Genomic DNA, 15,928 nt, shown 5'->3' with positions numbered 1-15,928 from the left:
GCATAGGTCACATTGTGATTTCAACGAAAGGATCACTGCGCCATGGCCACGCCTGCCTTTGAAGACATTGTCGAGGATTTCGAGTTTCTCGAAGACTGGGAAGACCGGTATCGCCATGTCATCGAACAGGGCAAGGCGATGGAGCCTTTGGATGACGCGTTGAAGGTTCCGGCGACAAAGGTTCACGGCTGCGCCAGTCAGGTCTGGCTGCACCCGATGATCGAAGCAGGTGTGTTCAAGTTTGATGGTGACAGTGACGCGCTGATCGTTCGCGGGCTGATCGCCGTGCTTCGGTCCCTATACAACGGTCTGCCGGTGTCCGAGGTGCCGCAGGTCGATGCGGCAGCGGAACTGGCCCGATTGGGCTTGAACGATCATCTGTCAGCGCAGCGGTCCAATGGTCTGCGGGCCATGATTGAACGCATCCGCCAGGTCGCGCAGGAAAACGCCTGAGGTCACTCAGGGCGGTTTGCCCAGTCTGACAAAGTGGTTTCCAGATCGCCGTAGCCGGTGAAACGCCGTTCGAACGCCAATCCCATGCGGTCCGCGCATTCCCGTGCGCGTTCGGTCAGTTTCGGATCGTCGATCTGGGCCTGATAAATCAGTTTGGTGTAATTGCCGAAATACATGTCCCGCAGTTCCGGGTGGCGATCCAGACCCAGTGGTTTCCAGACAAATGCGTCGAACTGGCGGGCCAGAAAATCAGTCAGGTAGAAGGCAGTTGTTTCGTCCTCGCCGCGTTCCTGAAAGGCCTGATTGCCTTCGAAGAACGAATAGCAATGAGGGCCTTTTACCATCTCGACGCCCAGTTTTTCACAAGCGGATTGCAGCAGACCTCCGGTTCCGCAATCGGCGTAAACCACATAGATTTTTTCGAACCTGTCGCGGTGTTTGGCCACGCTGTCTTCAACTGCTTGGGTGATCCGTTCCGGATGAACATGCAGGATTGCAGGCAGGCAGGTCAGCGCCATGTGATCCCAGCCGTTGCGCGTTTTGATATCCAGAATTTCGCGCGCAAGCGCCCCGCAGGCGATCAGCAGGATGCTTGCGTTTTCCACGCCGTCATAGCCTTTGGTCGTCAGGCTTGCATCATCTGGTAACGTATCGCTTGGCATGGATCGGCATCCTTATGGGCTCATAGCACAAGAGAATGAAAACAGCTTGCAGGCAAGCCTTCTTCCGACATCTCGTGTCAGGCTGCCGACGTTCGTGTTTCGAATGCCGATAACAGAGGCCGAGCGGGCGGGCCGTAGGCGACAGTACCTTGCTTTGATATCTCGGGGAACAAGGACAGGATCTCTTGTCGGGCTGACTGTTCAAGGGCGTTCCAGCTTTGGGCACCGGGATGAAAGCTCTCGCTCAGGCAGCCTTCCGACCAGAGCAGCTCATGCTGATCAAACAGAATGTGAATGTAGGTTACGACCCCGCCGAGTTTGAGGATGATGTCATGTCCGTTGATCAGGTGTTTGGCGGGGGCCAGTGCTTCGTTTTGGCCGGTATGCAGTTCCAGGCGCCAGCTCTGGATCAGCATCCTGTGTTGCTGCGACACCAGCAGATCGCGGGTGTTCCCAAGCGCGCCTGCCTTGAACAGGACCGGCGCGAACACGCCAACCGCCTGAACCCGCCGCTGCCCGACCCAGCGCACCGTTTGAAACCCGTGATCAAGGGTTTCCACCCAGTCGCCGGGGCGCAGCGTTTCCACTGGGCGTTCCCCTTTGCGGGTTCTGATCAGCGTGCCAGAGGTAAAGCAGGGGACCAGGTCCCAGTCTTCACGGCTGGACACCATGCCTGAATATCGATTGCCAGCAAGGCTGTTGAAGGTGATCGAATGTATAGGCCCCGCTTCCAGAGCGGCTTGATCTGCATTGGCCGAGAACTCAGGCACCAAATATGTGTTGCCATCCACATCCTGCGCGACAACGGCAGTAATGTTTGCACTTGTGCCGTCAAAATAAGTGACGGTGGCGTGGTACACTGATGTGCCATCAAAGGTTTGCGGCGCGCCGCCGTCGATCGAAAACCGATCATTGGCAGATATGTTGTTCATGTCATAGGCAGAGCCGGAGTTTCCAACCACGTTCCACGTCACGCTGTTATGCGCCAACGGCGCGTCCGCGTGACCGAAGGTTTGCCCAACCAGGGCAGAGGCGTTTTCGGCGACATTGTTGCCCTCGGCGATATCGATATCGGCAAGTTTGCCCAACGAAATGGCTGTGAAAGACTGCGGCACGGAACCCCCGAAACTTGGACGTTTCGGTTTTTTAACCGCACTTTCGTTTACAAACGGATAAACGATACACCTCATGAAGGGGCGGAGCGCTAAAACGAAAAAGACCGCCCGAAATGGGCGGTCTTTTAAGAAAAACCTTAAAGGTCTTAGCCAGCCAGTTGGTTGTGCTTGCGGCCCACGAAATCCTTGGCGGTTTCCACTGCAACCGCAGCGTCACGGCAGTAGGCGTCTGCACCGATGGCTTTGCCGAACTCTTCGTTCAGCGGCGCGCCACCGACCAGAACAATGTAATCGTCGCGCACGCCCTGTTCGACCAGGGTGTCGATAACGACTTTCATGTAGGGCATCGTGGTGGTCAGCAGGGCGGACATACCCAAAATGTCGGGCTGTTCCGTTTCCAGTGCTTCCAGGTAATTCTCGACCGGGTTGTTGATTCCCAGATCGACAACCTCGAATCCTGCACCTTCCATCATCATCGACACAAGGTTCTTGCCGATATCGTGGATGTCACCCTTCACGGTGCCGATGACCATCTTGCCAACACGCGGAGCACCGGTTTCGGCCAGCAGCGGCTTGAGGATCGACATGCCGCCTTTCATCGCGTTGGCTGCCAGCAGAACCTCGGGAACAAACAGAATGCCGTCGCGGAAGTCATGGCCCACAATGGTCATGCCGCCAACCAGGGCTTTGGTCAGGATGTCATACGGCGTCCATCCGCGTTCCAGCAGGATATTGGTGCCTTCTTCGATCTCTTCTTTCAATCCGTCATAGAGATCGTCGAACATCTGATCGACCAGTTCGTCATCATTCAGTTCGGACAGGACGATATCTTCTTCGTCGGACATGGGGTATTCCCTGTGCTGGGCGGGCCATCGGCCCGTGGTGGCATTTTTTCCGTTTTGGCCAAAACGTCGCATTCTGACTGTGACGATTGCGACGTTGGTCGTTTCGGGACCGACCTATATGCCAAAAATGGCACCGGCTCGATTGAAAAGTCTGCAATATTATCCTGTTTATTTTTCATCAATGCTTCCCGGTTTCTTCGCGGTGCTGGCTTGCACAGGATTCGTTTCAGGCTTATCGTGAGATAGGAACAAAAAGGGAACATATGTGCCGTGAGCATCGGGCATATCATCAAAGCAAGGGGGGTGACGTCCAATACGACCGGGCGGTTTGAACGGTTTGCAACGCAGGCTGTTGATGACGGGTGGGACATCGATGAAGAGTTGCCGCCCTTGCGAACCGAGACGCGGGATGAGGTGGCGCGCAGTGCAATCACCTATAACCGTTCACCTGATTTGCCTTTTGATCGTTCGATCAACCCATATCGGGGGTGCGAGCATGGCTGTGTTTATTGTTTCGCCAGACCAAGCCATGCCTATCTGGGCTTGTCCGCAGGACTGGATTTCGAAACCCGCCTTATTGCGCGCCCCAACATGAGCATCGTTCTGCGCAAGGAACTGTCGGCAAAGTCCTACAAGGTCGCCACGCTCGCGATCGGGACAAACACTGACCCTTACCAGCCCATCGAAAAAAACCGCCTGATTACAAGGTCGTGCCTTGAGGTCTTGCAAGAATTCAACCACCCGGTCGCAATCGTGACCAAAGGAACATTGATCGAGCGTGATCTGGATATTCTGGCTGACATGGCCAGCCGGGGATTGGCGCGGGTTGGTATATCGCTCACCACGCTGGATGCAGGTCTGTCCCGGCGGATGGAGCCTCGCGCACCGTCTCCGGCGCGTCGGTTGCAGACGATCAGAGCGTTGACCGATGCGGGCGTTCCGGTTCGCGTGATGACCTCGCCTATTGTGCCTGGGCTGACAGATCATGAGTTGGAGAGCCTGTTGGACGCTGGAAAAGAGGCGGGCGCAGATGCGGCAAGCTGGATCATGTTGCGATTGCCCCGCGAAGTCTCTCATCTTTGGCAGGACTGGCTGGCAGAGCACGAACCCGCCCGTGCAGAAAAGGTCATGTCCAAGCTGCGTGAAATGCATGGCGGGCGCGACTATGATCCGCGCTGGGGGCACAGGATGCGGGGTGAGGGGGAATACGCCGAGCTCATCGCCCTGAGGTTTGCTAAAACCTGCAAAAGACTGGGGCTTTCGATCAAATCCGCTCCGTTAAGATGCGGCCTGTTTGCAGTTCCGCCGCAACCCGGGGATCAAATGAGCTTGTTCTGAAACCAAATGCCGAACCGTCCGCTGCTTCAGTAACGAAAGCAAAAGACCCCGGTTTAACCGGGGCCTTCTGGATTGATTGCGAACCCTAATGGCTCAGCGGTTTTCGATGTCCACGTAGTCGCGCAGTGTCTCACCCAGATACAGCTGACGCGGACGGCCGATTTTGTTCTGTGGATCTTCAATCATCTCTTTCCACTGGCTAACCCAGCCAACGGTCCGTGAAAGTGCGAAGATTGGTGTGAACATTGAGGTCGGGAAACCCATCGCCTCGAGGATGATACCCGAATAGAAGTCAACGTTCGGGAACAGCTTTTTGTCGGCGAAATACGGGTCTTCCAGCGCTTCGCGTTCCAGCTCTTTAGCGACCTGCAGTTTCGGGTTGTCTTCAATGCCCAGAAGATCCAGAACCTCGTCGGCCGACTGCTTCATCACCTTGGCCCGTGGGTCAAAGTTTTTGTACACGCGGTGGCCAAAGCCCATCAGGCGGAACGGGTCGTTCTTGTCTTTGGCGCGGGCGATGAATTCGGGAATGCGATCAACGGTACCGATCTCTTCCAACATCTCCAGACATGCCTGGTTGGCGCCACCATGGGACGGTCCCCACAAGCAAGCAATGCCGGCGGCGATGCATGCAAACGGATTTGCGCCCGATGACGATGCCAAACGCACGGTAGACGTTGACGCATTTTGCTCGTGGTCCGCGTGAAGCGTGAAGATACGGTCCATCGCGCGGCTGAGGATCGGGTTGACCTCATATTCTTCGGCGGGAACGCTGAAACACATGCGCAGGAAGTTCGACGCATAGTCCAAGTCATTGCGCGGATACACGAAGGGCTGCCCTGTGTGGTATTTGAAAGCCCATGCTGCGATTGTCGGCATTTTGGCGATCAGGCGATGCGAGGCGACCTCGCGCTGGTGCGGGTCCGCGATATCGGTCGAATCGTGATAGAAGGCCGACATCGCACCGACAACACCGACCATGATGGCCATCGGGTGCGCGTCGCGGCGGAAACCACGGTAGAAATACTGCATCTGCTCATGCAGCATGGTGTGGCGGGTGATTGTGGTTTCGAATTTCTCCAGATCTTTTGCGACCGGCAACTCTCCGTAGAGCAGAAGGTAGCAGACCTCAAGAAAGTGCGATTTTTCGGCCAGTTGGTCGATTGGATAGCCGCGGTGCAGCAACTCGCCTTTTTCACCATCGATAAAGGTTATGGTGCTGTCGCAGCTTGCTGTCGAAGTGAAACCGGGGTCATAGGTGAATACACCTGCCTGACCGTAAAGCTTTCGAATATCAATGACATCCGGACCGGCGGTCGGGGAATGAACCGGCAACTCATACTCTTTGCCGTGAACGGTCAGAGTGGCTGTCTTGTTGCTGTCAGTCATGGGTATCCCTTCTTCATTCATGCGCACGCCAAAGGAACCTCGGGCAGTGCGGGCAACGACTGCGCGCTTTCGCGCAGTCCGGGTGTTAGCGGAGCAGCGTTACCCGTTTATGAAATTCGGGTTACTTCGCTGCTTCTGAAAGCCGCGCCAGGGTTTCATCCCGTCCCAGCACAAGCATCATGTCAAAAACCGAAGGCGTGACGGCGCGACCAGCCAAGGCGGCCCTGAGCGGGCCAGCCAGCTTGCCGAACGTGAGCTCCTTTGACTCGGCAAAGGAATTCAGGGTCTCCTCCAGTTCGTTCCGAGACCAGCTAGCATTTTGCAGCTGCGGCGTCAATTCACCCAGTATACCGTCGGATACAGATGCCAGCGCCTTTGCAGCTTTCTCGTCGGGAGAAATTGGGCGTTCGGTTAAGACAAAGTGAGCTTTTTCAAGGAGTTCAGGAAAGGTTCGCGCCCGATCCTTGAGGCAATACATCGCACGTTCCAAATCACTCGATTGTGTATCTGTCAGGGGGGATAAAGCGGCTGCGGCCAAGTACGCTTCGATTTCATGCCGCAATGCAGCATCATTGGAGATGGCGATGTGTTGACCACAAAGGTTTTCAAGTTTTTTCAGATCAAACCGGGCCGGACTTTTGCCGATGCCGTTCAGATCAAACCATTCCTTTGCCTGCGCATCGGTAAAGAACTCATCGTCACCATGACTCCAGCCCAGACGGGCCAGATAGTTGCGCATCCCGGCGGCAGGATAGCCCATGGCCTGATATTCCTGCGCGCCAAGCGCACCATGGCGTTTGGACAGTTTCTTACCGTCTGGCCCGTGGATCAGCGGAATATGGGCCCAGACCGGAACATCCCATCCCATTGCCTCATAGATCATCATTTGGCGCGCCGCGTTATTGAGGTGGTCATCGCCGCGAATGACATGGGTAACACCCATATCATGATCGTCAACCACCACGGCCAGCATGTAGACCGGTGTCCCGTCGGAACGCAGCAAAACCATGTCATCCAGTTGGTCGTTGCGAATGGTCACGTTGCCCTGAACCTGATCGCGGATTACTGTTGTGCCGTCCTGCGGAGCCTTGATGCGAATGACAAATGGCAAGTCGGGATGTGCGGAAGGATCAGCGTCACGCCAAGGGCTGCGGAACAGGGTCGACTTGCCCTCGGCCCGCGCCTGTTCCCGAAAGGCGGCAATTTCGTCCTGCGTCGAGAAGCATTTATATGCCTTTCCCTCGGCCAGAAGCTGGTGCGCGACTTCGGCATGCCTGGCAGCTCCTTCGAACTGGCTGACTACATCACCATCGTGATCCAGTCCCAACCATTCCATGCCCTGGAGGATCGCGTCGGTTGCCTCGGGGGTCGAGCGTTCCCGGTCGGTGTCTTCGATCCGCAGCAGGAACTTTCCGCCACGTCCGCGGGCATAAAGCCAATTGAACAATGCGGTGCGCGCGCCGCCGATGTGCAGAAAACCTGTGGGCGAGGGGGCAAAACGTGTGACGACCTGTTCGGACATGTTGAGGATTAACCTTTTGGTAACCGTATCTGGCATAGTTTGACGCCTGTCTAACGAGCCCGAAGGACGGGGGCAACCATGCGTGTTCTTACACGGGTCGAGGCCGCGCTGCTGCACCAGACTGGGTATCTGTTTCCGTGGACGCCGGTGATGCTGGCAACGGGGATCGGTCTCTATTTCGGTGCCCGGAGCGAGCCCGGCTGGCCGGTATACGCAGGTCTGTTTTGCTTGTTCCTGGCTCTTTTTGCCTTAAGCCGCCGGCTGCCACCGGGGGTGGGAACGTTAGCGACCGGGGGGGCGCTGATTGCGGTCGGTTTCATACTGGCAGGCACTCGCGCCCATATGGTGGCAGAACCGGTTCTGTCCTGGCGGTACTATGGCCCTGTCGAGGGGAGGGTCGTCGCCATGGATCGGTCTGCCTCGGATGCGTTGCGGTTGACGCTCGATCAGGTGCGCGTAGGGGACGTGCCGCAGGAGCGCAGGCCGCAACGCATCCGTCTTTCTGTTCATGGCGCAACAGGACCTTTTGCACCTGGGCAACGGATCATGACCACAGCACATCTTTCGCCGCCGCAGGGCCCTGTTGAACCCGGCGGGTTCGATTTTCGCCGCCATGCCTGGTTTCAGGGGTTGGGCGCGGTCGGGTACACCCGCGTTCCTGTTCTGACGATTGCGCCAGCCAAAGCGGGTATTAGCGGTGTTCGGATTACGGCAATCCGAATGGCGATATCACAGCGAGTGAAACAAATCCTGCCCGGAGAAATCGGTGGGTTTGCCGCTGCCGTCACCACAGGCGACCGCAGCGGTATGGGGCAAGAGACGCTCTTGTCCCTCCGGGCGTCGAACTTAGCGCATTTACTTGCCATTTCCGGGCTTCACATGGGGTTACTGACGGGTTTTGTTTTTGTGGCCTGTCGCATTGGTTTGTCACTGATCCCCTTCGTGGCGTTGCGGCTACCTGTTCGAAAAGTTGCGGCTGTGTTCGCGCTGGTCGCGGCAACGCTTTATTTACTGTTGTCCGGTGGGAATATCGCAACCGAACGCGCCTATGTCATGGTCAGTGTGATGCTGGGGGCCGTGTTGATCGACAGGCGTGCGATTTCATTGCGCGCGGTTTCTGTTGCTGCGCTGATCGTTCTGGTTCTTTGGCCCGAGTCGCTGCTGAGCCCGGGGTTTCAGATGTCCTTTGCCGCAACGACAGCCTTGGTTGCCGTCTTCGGTGCATTGCAAAAGGTGGGTCCGTTACCCGGCCGGAACTGGTTGAAACCGATTGCTGGCGTGGTGATGTCCTCGGCGATTGCCGGGCTTGCTACGGCCCCAATTGGCGCTGCGCATTTCAATACTATGTCTCACTATGGATTGCTGGCGAATCTGCTGTCCGTGCCCGTGATGGGCCTTGTTGTTGTACCTGCGGCGGTTGTCGCAGCACTGGCCGCCCCATTTGGATTTGAGGCTGTCCCGCTGACCGTTATGGGCTGGGCGCTGCATTGGATCCTTGGGGTGTCAAACTGGGTGTCGCACCTGGACGGTGCTCAGGGCTTCGTCGTCAGTCCGCCCTGGTATGTATTGCCACTTGTTGCTGTTGGAGCTTTGTGGCTGGCCCTGTGGCAAGGGCGCGTGCGTTGGTACGGCGTCGGGCCTGTCATTCTGTCATTTATGCTTTGGAACTCGGGCCACAGGCCAGATGTTTTGATCGCGGAAAACGGGGGGTTAGTTGGCGTGATGACCTCTCAGGGCCGGGCCCTGAGTAAAAGCAAAGGCAGTGGGTTTGTTGCCAGCGTCTGGCTTGAGAATGACGGCGACGGTGCCGATCAGATCGCGGCAGCAGGCAGATGGCCTGATAGCAGCACCGTTCAGCGGTACCCTTATCAGGACAAGGAAATCATCCATATCCCGGGCAAAAGGGCAGCGCGCAAGTTCGACGAATGCGAAGGCAACCAGATCATTATTTCGACAGTTGCGCTGCCACTTGAGGGCGCGTGCGCCATCTTCGATCCGGATCACCTGTCCAAAACCGGCAGCCTGTCATTGTCGGATGGAAAGCTGACGTCAGGCGCAGAACTGGCAGGTCACCGTCTCTGGTCCCCGAATCCCGTCGGGGACCGTCGTTTGAAGCTGGGTCAATAGGTGCGGATCAGACCGACTAGGCGACCTTGAACCTTGACCTTTTCTTCGGGTAGAACGCGCGTCTCATAAGCCGGGTTGGCCGCTTCGAGAGCGATAGCGTTGCCGCGGCGGAAAAAGCGTTTCAGCGTTGCTTCCTGATCTTCTACCAGTGCAACCACGATATCACCGTTATCAGCAGTCGCGGTTTCGCGGATGACAACCACATCCCCATCATTGATGCCCGCGTCAATCATCGAGTCGCCGCGAACCTCAAGCGCATAGTGCTGGCCCTTCCCGGACACCATGGGGCCGGGGACTGCCACGTGATGCGACACGTGGCTGATCGCCTCAATGGGGACACCCGCCGCGATCCGACCCATCACCGGCAATTCCAGCGCATCCACAGCAACTGGCTCAATATTGGTCGGGCGGGGGCCCTTGGGCCTGTCACCCTCGATCACGCGGGGTGAAAAACCGGCAGTTGGTTCGCCGCCAAGGCTTTCGGGAAGTTTCACAATTTCAATCGCGCGGGCACGATGCGCGAGGCGACGAATAAAGCCACGTTCCTCCAGTGCAGTGATCAGCCTGTGGATGCCGGATTTCGACCGCAGGTCAAGCGCGGCCTTCATTTCATCGAAACTGGGCGGAACACCGTCCGCCTGCACGCGTTTTTGGATGAATTTCAACAAATCCAATTGCTTCTTGGTCAGCATTGCTCACACCTCGTCGCTCATGCGTTTTCTTTTGTTCTACGCATGTTCACGTTTTGTGTCAATGAATTTGGGAGAAGTTCAGATCGGCAGGTACTGAACCGTTTCCCCGGTCTTGCGGGCGGGATCGTTCGGGGGACGGACCAATAGGGCGTTTGCCTGCGCCAGAACGCTAAGGAGAGAGCTGTCCTGATCTGCACAGGCCCGGATACCCGTTTCGCCCAGAACCGCGCGCATGTAATGCTCGCGCGGGCCGTTTTCTGTCAGTGGTTCGGTCAAGTGGGCAGACCGAAAGGGCGGCAGAACCAATTCCAACCCCAGCATCCGGCGCACCATCGGGGCAAGGAACAGATAGCCACAGACCATCGCGCTGACCGGGTTCCCAGGAAGTCCGACCATCGCGGTGCCACCCATGCGACCAGCCATCAGGGGTTTTCCGGGGCGCATTCGGATCTTGTAGAAAGACCGATCCATCCCCAAACCCTGCGATACATCAGACACAAGGTCGTAGTCACCAACCGACGCACCGCCAATCGTCACGACGAGATCGGCCCCTCGCGCCAGATCAAACGCAGTCTCAAGCGATGAAACCGTGTCCCGTGCAATCGGAAGGACACGAACCACAGCACCGAGCCCCTCAAGCAATGCCCGCAATCCAAACGTGTTCGACGCGACAATCTGGTCCGGTCCCGGTTCTTCGCCGGGCATGACAAGTTCGTCGCCGGTCGAGATCAGGGCAATCACGGGTTTTCCAGAAACCGGGACCTGCGCGATATTCATCGCAGCCATCAGGGCAACGTCTTCGGCGCGGATCATACGTGGTGCCGTGATGGGCGTGCCTGCCATAAAATCCACACCGGCAGGGCGGATGTTCGTTTTGGGGCCGGGGTCGTCTGTGATCGTGATCAGATCGCCACGCCGGTCGGTATCTTCCTGAATCACAACGAAGTCTGCACCCTCGGGAACCGGAGCGCCGGTAAAGATACGTACGGCCTGACCGGGGCCTACTGAGCCGTCGAAACGACGGCCCGCGGCGGATTCTCCCACCACTTTGAACATGGCATGAAGCTCGACTTCGTCGGCTTTGACGGCATAGCCATCCATCGATGATGCGGCAAATGGCGGCTGGTCGCGCGTTGCCACAACCTCGTGTGACAGAACACGTCCCGCAGACTGGGCCAGTGGAACCTGTTCCGAAGGTAGAGGGCTGACAAGATCGAACAGCAGGGCGCGCGCTTCTTCGACGGTAATCATTTCGCCTCGTAACGTCCTGATTTTCCGCCGTCTTTGAGGCTTACATGAATGCCGCCAATTTCCATCGCTTTGTCGACGGCTTTGGTCATATCGTACACAGTCAAGGCTGCGGTGGAAACGGCGGTCAGGGCCTCCATTTCAACTCCGGTTTGACCTGACGTCTTGACTGTCGCTTCGATCTGAACACCCGGCAGATCCGGGTCGAGGGTCAGTTCAACGGCAACCTTGGTCACTGGCAAAGGATGGCAGAGCGGGATCAGATCCGGCGTCTTCTTTGCACCCATGATACCGGCCAGGCGGGCAACGCCCAAAACATCGCCCTTTGCTGCGCGTTGTTCTGAAATGATTCCATAGGTTTCCGGCGCCATTTTCACGTGACCTACAGCTACGGCTATGCGATCTGTGACCTCTTTGCCCGAGACGTCGACCATGTGCGCCTGACCTTGAGCATCGAAATGGGTCAGCGGCATCACATCACTCCGGGGATAAGCGGATTGGACAGGATGTGGCGGGTGGCCGCTTCGACATCGTCCTGGCGCATCAGGCTTTCGCCGATCAAAAAGCACCGGGCGCCATAGCGCGCAATATCCCGCAAATCTTCCGGGTTGCCCAACCCGCTTTCACACACGATAGTACGGTCTGCCGGTACCAGTTTGGACAGGCGTCGTGTTGTATCAAGAGTGGTCTCGAAGGTTTTGAGATTGCGGTTATTTATGCCAATCAATGGGCTTTTCAGTTGGGCTGCGCGTTCAAGCTCGGCTTCGTCGTGCACCTCAATCAGAACATCCATCTCCCAATCGAAAGCGGTTTGTTCCAACTCGGCTGCCTGATCATCGCTGACGGATGCCATGATGATCAGAATACAGTCGGCTTCCAAAGCACGTGCCTCGACCACCTGATAAGGGTCATACATGAAATCTTTGCGCAAAGCGGGCAGAGATGTCGCGTTACGCGCTTGTGTCAGATATTCCTTGGCACCTTGAAAGCTGGGCGTGTCGGTGAGCACGGATAAACACGCAGCACCGCCTTCTTCATATGCCTTGGCCAAGGCAGGCGGATCAAAATCAGGCCGGATCAAACCCTTGGAGGGGCTGGCTTTCTTGACCTCAGCGATCAGGCCGTAACCTTGCCGGGACGCAGCTTGAAGCGCTGCGGCAAACCCGCGGGTTTCCGAAGCGGCACGTGCTTCACTTTCTAGCGTTTCCAAGGACTTCTGAGCCTTGTCTGCTGCGATTTCTTCCAGTTTGTAGGCTTTGATCTTGTCCAGAACGGTTTCGGTCATGCGGCCTCCTGAGTCTTGGCGGCCAAGGCCGTAATTTTGTTTTTGGCTTCACCGCTGTCGATGCTCTCGGCGGCCATGGCCACACCTTCGCGCAGATCACCTGCCGCATCAGCGACAACCAATGCCGCGGCAGAGTTCAGCAACACTGCGTCACGATACGCGGACGGGGCGCCGTCCAGCAGCGCACGAAATGCGATGGCGTTCTCTTCAGGGGTTCCGCCGAGGATGTCTTCGAAAGGGTGCACAGGCAGGCCAGCATCCTCGGGGTGCAGCTCGACCTCTTTGATCACGTCATCTTCCAAAGCGGCGACCCAGCTGATACCGGTGATCGTCAACTCGTCTGTCCCGTCCGATCCGTGTACCAGCCACGCGCGGTCTGACCCAAGCAAGCCTAGTGTTTCAGCCATGGGGCGGATCAGCTCGCGGCTAAAGGCACCCGTCAGTTGCCGTTTGACACCGGCAGGGTTGGTCAGCGGGCCCAGGATATTGAAAATCGTGCGCGTTCCCAGTTCCTGCCGCGAGGGCATAACATGCGCAATGGCCGGGTGATGCATCGGTGCCATCATGAAACCGATACCGACATCTTTCAGAGCACTTTCAACAACTTGTGGTCCAACCATAACGTTGATACCCATTTGCCCCAGTGCATCCGCTGCGCCGGATTTGGAGCTTAGGTTGCGGTTGCCGTGTTTGGCGACTGTCACGCCAGCGCCTGCGACGACAAATGCAGTCGCGGTCGAGATGTTCAGGGTGCCTTTCCCGTCTCCGCCCGTGCCAACGATGTCGATCGCCCCTTCGGGCGCCCGCACGGCATTGCACTTGGCGCGCATCACAGCCGCGGCCGCGGCATATTCATCAACCGTTTCCCCCCTTGTACGCATGGCCATCAACAGCCCGCCAATCTGGCTTGGCGTGGCTTCGCCGTTGAACAGGATGCCAAAGGCAGTCTCGGCCTCTTTACGGGTCAGCGGACGATCGGCGGCTGCTCCAATCAGCGGTTTCAGCGCGTCGCTCATGCGGGGACTTTCAGTTCTTGCAGGAAATTCTTGAGAAGGGCGTGACCATGCTCGGACGCAATCGATTCAGGGTGGAACTGAACACCGTGAATAGGCAGTTCCCTGTGTTGCAGCCCCATGATCGTGCCGTCTTCCAGCTCGGCTGTGATCTCAAGACAGTCGGGCAGCGTCTCACGCTCGACCACCAGCGAATGGTAACGTGTGGCTTCAAAGGGCGATGGAAGGCCAGCAAAGACGCCTTTTCCGGTGTGGTGCATGATGCCCATCTTGCCATGCACAATTTCGTGGCATCGTACCACCTTGCCACCGAATGCCTGTCCGATGGTCTGATGCCCAAGACAAACCCCCAAAAGGGGCGTTTTGGTCTCGGCGGCGGCTTCGGTCAGAGCCAGACAGATGCCCGCCTGATCCGGGTCGCAGGGGCCGGGGCTTAGCAGGATCCCAGCCGGGTTCATGGCCATTGCTTCTTGCACATCCAGCGCATCATTGCGGCGAATGACCATTTCGGCACCAAGTTCGCCCAAATAATGTACCAAATTGTAGGTAAACGAGTCGTAGTTGTCGATCAGCAGCAGCATATGGGCACTTATCTTCGCTTGGGCATTTCGGGCTGGCGATGCAACCCCGGGCCACGGTATAATGTCCGCACATACATGCTCAGGCTTGGACGGCAGCGTCAAGAGGACATACGGTTTCTGACGCCTCCAATTGACCGAGCGCCACACCAGATGGCGCAGAGCAGGGCGAGGCAGGGAAAAGAGGCGAAAGGCAGGAAATATGGGCGGATTTTTCGGAGGAATGGTCGCAGGGGCGATCGTTGTTTTGATCTTGGGTGCGGTCGTGTCGCTCAACACGCCGATGGTCAACACACCGGTTGTTGCGACCGAAGCACCAGCGCCGACGATTTCAGAAACACCAGAGGCGCCTACTGAACTTGCCGAGGATGTTTCTGATGCCGATCTGGTGGAACTGGCCCCGCGTGCGCCAGAAGCCGCCGATAATGCCAGCGAAGATCTGGCTGATTTGTCCGGGTTGGAAGCGTCATCCGAGCCGCAGCCCGAGGTTGGCAAAGCGGCTGAGGCCCCGAACGAGCCCGCTGCATCGGTCGCGACCGAAGTGTCTGTCATGACCGAAGCCCCCGCTGCGCCGCCCGAGCCTAGCCAGGTACCCGCAGTTCAGCAGGAACAGTCCGTGCCGGTTGTAATTGATGAAACCCCCACGCCGCCGACCGAGTCTGACACAACCGAGGTCGCAGTTCTTGAGCCCGAACCAAATCCGTTGCCACAGGTCGAGGCTGAACCACAAACAAAAGACACTACGACTGATAATTCATTTGAAAGCAGTCCGATTGCGGTGGAAGGGGATGAAGATACCTTGCCCCGAGAGCTTCCGCGTATTGCTGCGCTGCCTCAGATCGGGGGAGAACAGGAAGAAAGTGCCAGTTCGATTGTCGGAAAACGTATCCTGCCTTTGACGGAACGCGATGATGAGCCTGTTGCAGAACAGGCGATTTCCGAACAGCCATCTGCGGAAAAACCGATTGAACGTTTTGCCGCCAAGTTCGAGAACCCGGAATCTAAGCCGCTGATGTCGATCATTCTGATTGATGACGAAGGCGCGTTCGGGGCCGAAGCGTTGCAGGATTTCCCTTACCCGATCAGCTTTGCCGTGAACCCGTCTGATCCGGATGCGGCGGAAAAGATGGCACGGCACCGCGCGGCGGGGTTCGAAGTTCTGGCCCTTGCGGACCTGCCCGAAGCCGCGAGTGCGCAGGATGCCGAAGTTTCCCTGTCCGTGTGGCTGGATACATTGCCTGAAACAGTGGGTATTCTGGAAGGCGTGAACAGTGGCATTCAGGGAAACCGCAAGCTGGCCGATCAGGTCGCGGCAATTGCTGCCGGAACCGGACGCGGGTTGATCACACAGGACAATGGGCTGAACACTGTCCAGAAGTTGGCGGTTCGCAATGGCATTCCGTCCAGCGTTGTGTTCCGCGATATCGATGGGGCGCGACAGGATCCCAGAATCATGCGCCGGTTCCTGGATCAGGCCGCGTTCCGGGCTGGTCAGGAAGGAACCGTTGTCATGCTGGGGCGCGTACGGCCCGAGACAATCTCGGCCCTGTTGCTGTGGGGTCTTGAGGATCGCGGCAGCCGGGTAGCGATGGCGCCGATCTCGGCCGTCTTGATGAAACAGGTACAGTGACAGCTTGAAACAGGGCGGTGATCAATTGATC

The 15,928-nt window shown here is 57.4% G+C and carries 15 protein-coding genes; 4 read left to right on the top strand and 11 right to left on the bottom strand.

Going from position 1 to position 15,928, the window contains the following annotated elements; genetic code table 11:
* The first annotated feature begins 42 nt into the window (after nt 1-42).
* Nucleotides 43-453 carry a SufE family protein gene (locus ACR0J7_RS02300; protein ID WP_267367543.1) on the top strand — a complete coding sequence of 137 codons (411 nt, stop codon included), beginning with the start codon at nt 43-45 and terminating at the stop codon, nt 451-453.
* A 2-nt stretch (nt 454-455) separates the two neighbouring features.
* Here the strand turns inward: ACR0J7_RS02300 and ACR0J7_RS02295 are convergent, their stop codons facing one another.
* The 3 genes from ACR0J7_RS02295 to ACR0J7_RS02285 all read right to left on the bottom strand — a co-directional run bounded on the left by ACR0J7_RS02295 (nt 456) and on the right by ACR0J7_RS02285 (nt 3,075).
* Nucleotides 456-1,115, bottom strand: coding sequence for a DUF1638 domain-containing protein (locus ACR0J7_RS02295; RefSeq protein WP_480480760.1), 660 nt, complete (start codon nt 1,113-1,115; stop codon nt 456-458).
* A gap of 77 nt (nt 1,116-1,192) precedes the next feature.
* Nucleotides 1,193-2,230 carry a Hint domain-containing protein gene (locus tag ACR0J7_RS02290; RefSeq protein WP_480913176.1) on the bottom strand — a complete coding sequence of 346 codons (1,038 nt, stop codon included), beginning with the start codon at nt 2,228-2,230 and terminating at the stop codon, nt 1,193-1,195.
* A 146-nt stretch (nt 2,231-2,376) separates the two neighbouring features.
* Nucleotides 2,377-3,075: a corrinoid protein gene (locus ACR0J7_RS02285; RefSeq protein WP_209503809.1), complete on the bottom strand. Its 699-nt coding sequence runs from the start codon at nt 3,073-3,075 to the stop codon at nt 2,377-2,379.
* A 270-nt stretch (nt 3,076-3,345) separates the two neighbouring features.
* On the opposite strand from ACR0J7_RS02285, the gene ACR0J7_RS02280 reads away from it, so the two are divergent.
* The gene (locus tag ACR0J7_RS02280; RefSeq protein ID WP_480913173.1) at nt 3,346-4,413 is read left to right on the top strand and encodes a PA0069 family radical SAM protein; all 1,068 of its coding nucleotides are present in this window, start codon (nt 3,346-3,348) and stop codon (nt 4,411-4,413) included.
* A gap of 93 nt (nt 4,414-4,506) precedes the next feature.
* On the opposite strand, the gene gltA is transcribed toward ACR0J7_RS02280, so the two are convergent.
* Together gltA and gltX are read right to left on the bottom strand one after the other, a co-directional pair.
* Nucleotides 4,507-5,802 carry a citrate synthase gene (gltA, locus tag ACR0J7_RS02275; RefSeq protein WP_480485519.1) on the bottom strand — a complete coding sequence of 432 codons (1,296 nt, stop codon included), beginning with the start codon at nt 5,800-5,802 and terminating at the stop codon, nt 4,507-4,509.
* A 121-nt stretch (nt 5,803-5,923) separates the two neighbouring features.
* Complete coding sequence (gene gltX, locus ACR0J7_RS02270; protein ID WP_209504883.1) at nt 5,924-7,324, bottom strand: glutamate--tRNA ligase; 1,401 nt, start codon at nt 7,322-7,324, stop codon at nt 5,924-5,926.
* A gap of 78 nt (nt 7,325-7,402) precedes the next feature.
* On the opposite strand from gltX, the gene ACR0J7_RS02265 reads away from it, so the two are divergent.
* The gene (locus tag ACR0J7_RS02265) at nt 7,403-9,451 is read left to right on the top strand and encodes a ComEC/Rec2 family competence protein (protein ID WP_480913170.1); all 2,049 of its coding nucleotides are present in this window, start codon (nt 7,403-7,405) and stop codon (nt 9,449-9,451) included.
* Here the strand turns inward: ACR0J7_RS02265 and lexA are convergent.
* The 6 genes from lexA to ACR0J7_RS02235 all read right to left on the bottom strand — a co-directional run bounded on the left by lexA (nt 9,445) and on the right by ACR0J7_RS02235 (nt 14,270).
* Entirely contained in the window at nt 9,445-10,143 is a 699-nt protein-coding gene (gene lexA, locus ACR0J7_RS02260; protein WP_480913167.1) for a transcriptional repressor LexA, read from the bottom strand. The genes ACR0J7_RS02265 and lexA overlap by 7 nt on opposite strands.
* Before the next feature lie 78 nt (nt 10,144-10,221).
* Complete coding sequence (locus ACR0J7_RS02255) at nt 10,222-11,394, bottom strand: molybdopterin molybdotransferase MoeA (protein ID WP_480564591.1); 1,173 nt, start codon at nt 11,392-11,394, stop codon at nt 10,222-10,224.
* On the bottom strand, nt 11,391-11,864 hold the full coding sequence (gene moaC / locus ACR0J7_RS02250; protein ID WP_267364518.1) for a cyclic pyranopterin monophosphate synthase MoaC: 474 nt from the start codon (nt 11,862-11,864) through the stop codon (nt 11,391-11,393). Before moaC ends, ACR0J7_RS02255 begins: the two co-directional genes overlap by 4 nt.
* Nucleotides 11,864-12,676, bottom strand: a complete 813-nt coding sequence (gene trpC, locus ACR0J7_RS02245) for an indole-3-glycerol phosphate synthase TrpC (protein WP_480564594.1) — start codon at nt 12,674-12,676, stop codon at nt 11,864-11,866. Before trpC ends, moaC begins: the two co-directional genes overlap by 1 nt.
* Complete coding sequence (gene trpD / locus ACR0J7_RS02240) at nt 12,673-13,692, bottom strand: anthranilate phosphoribosyltransferase (protein ID WP_480557934.1); 1,020 nt, start codon at nt 13,690-13,692, stop codon at nt 12,673-12,675. The genes trpC and trpD overlap by 4 nt, the downstream gene beginning before the upstream one ends.
* Nucleotides 13,689-14,270, bottom strand: a complete 582-nt coding sequence (locus ACR0J7_RS02235; RefSeq protein WP_209503818.1) for an anthranilate synthase component II — start codon at nt 14,268-14,270, stop codon at nt 13,689-13,691. The genes trpD and ACR0J7_RS02235 overlap by 4 nt, the downstream gene beginning before the upstream one ends.
* A 199-nt stretch (nt 14,271-14,469) precedes the next feature.
* Between ACR0J7_RS02235 and ACR0J7_RS02230 the strand changes: the two genes are divergently transcribed.
* Nucleotides 14,470-15,897: a divergent polysaccharide deacetylase family protein gene (locus tag ACR0J7_RS02230; RefSeq protein WP_480564597.1), complete on the top strand. Its 1,428-nt coding sequence runs from the start codon at nt 14,470-14,472 to the stop codon at nt 15,895-15,897.
* Nucleotides 15,898-15,928: the final 31 nt, after the last annotated feature.

Source organism: Ruegeria sp. O4, assembly GCF_056535125.1.
This window is presented reverse-complemented; position numbering and strand designations above follow the sequence as displayed.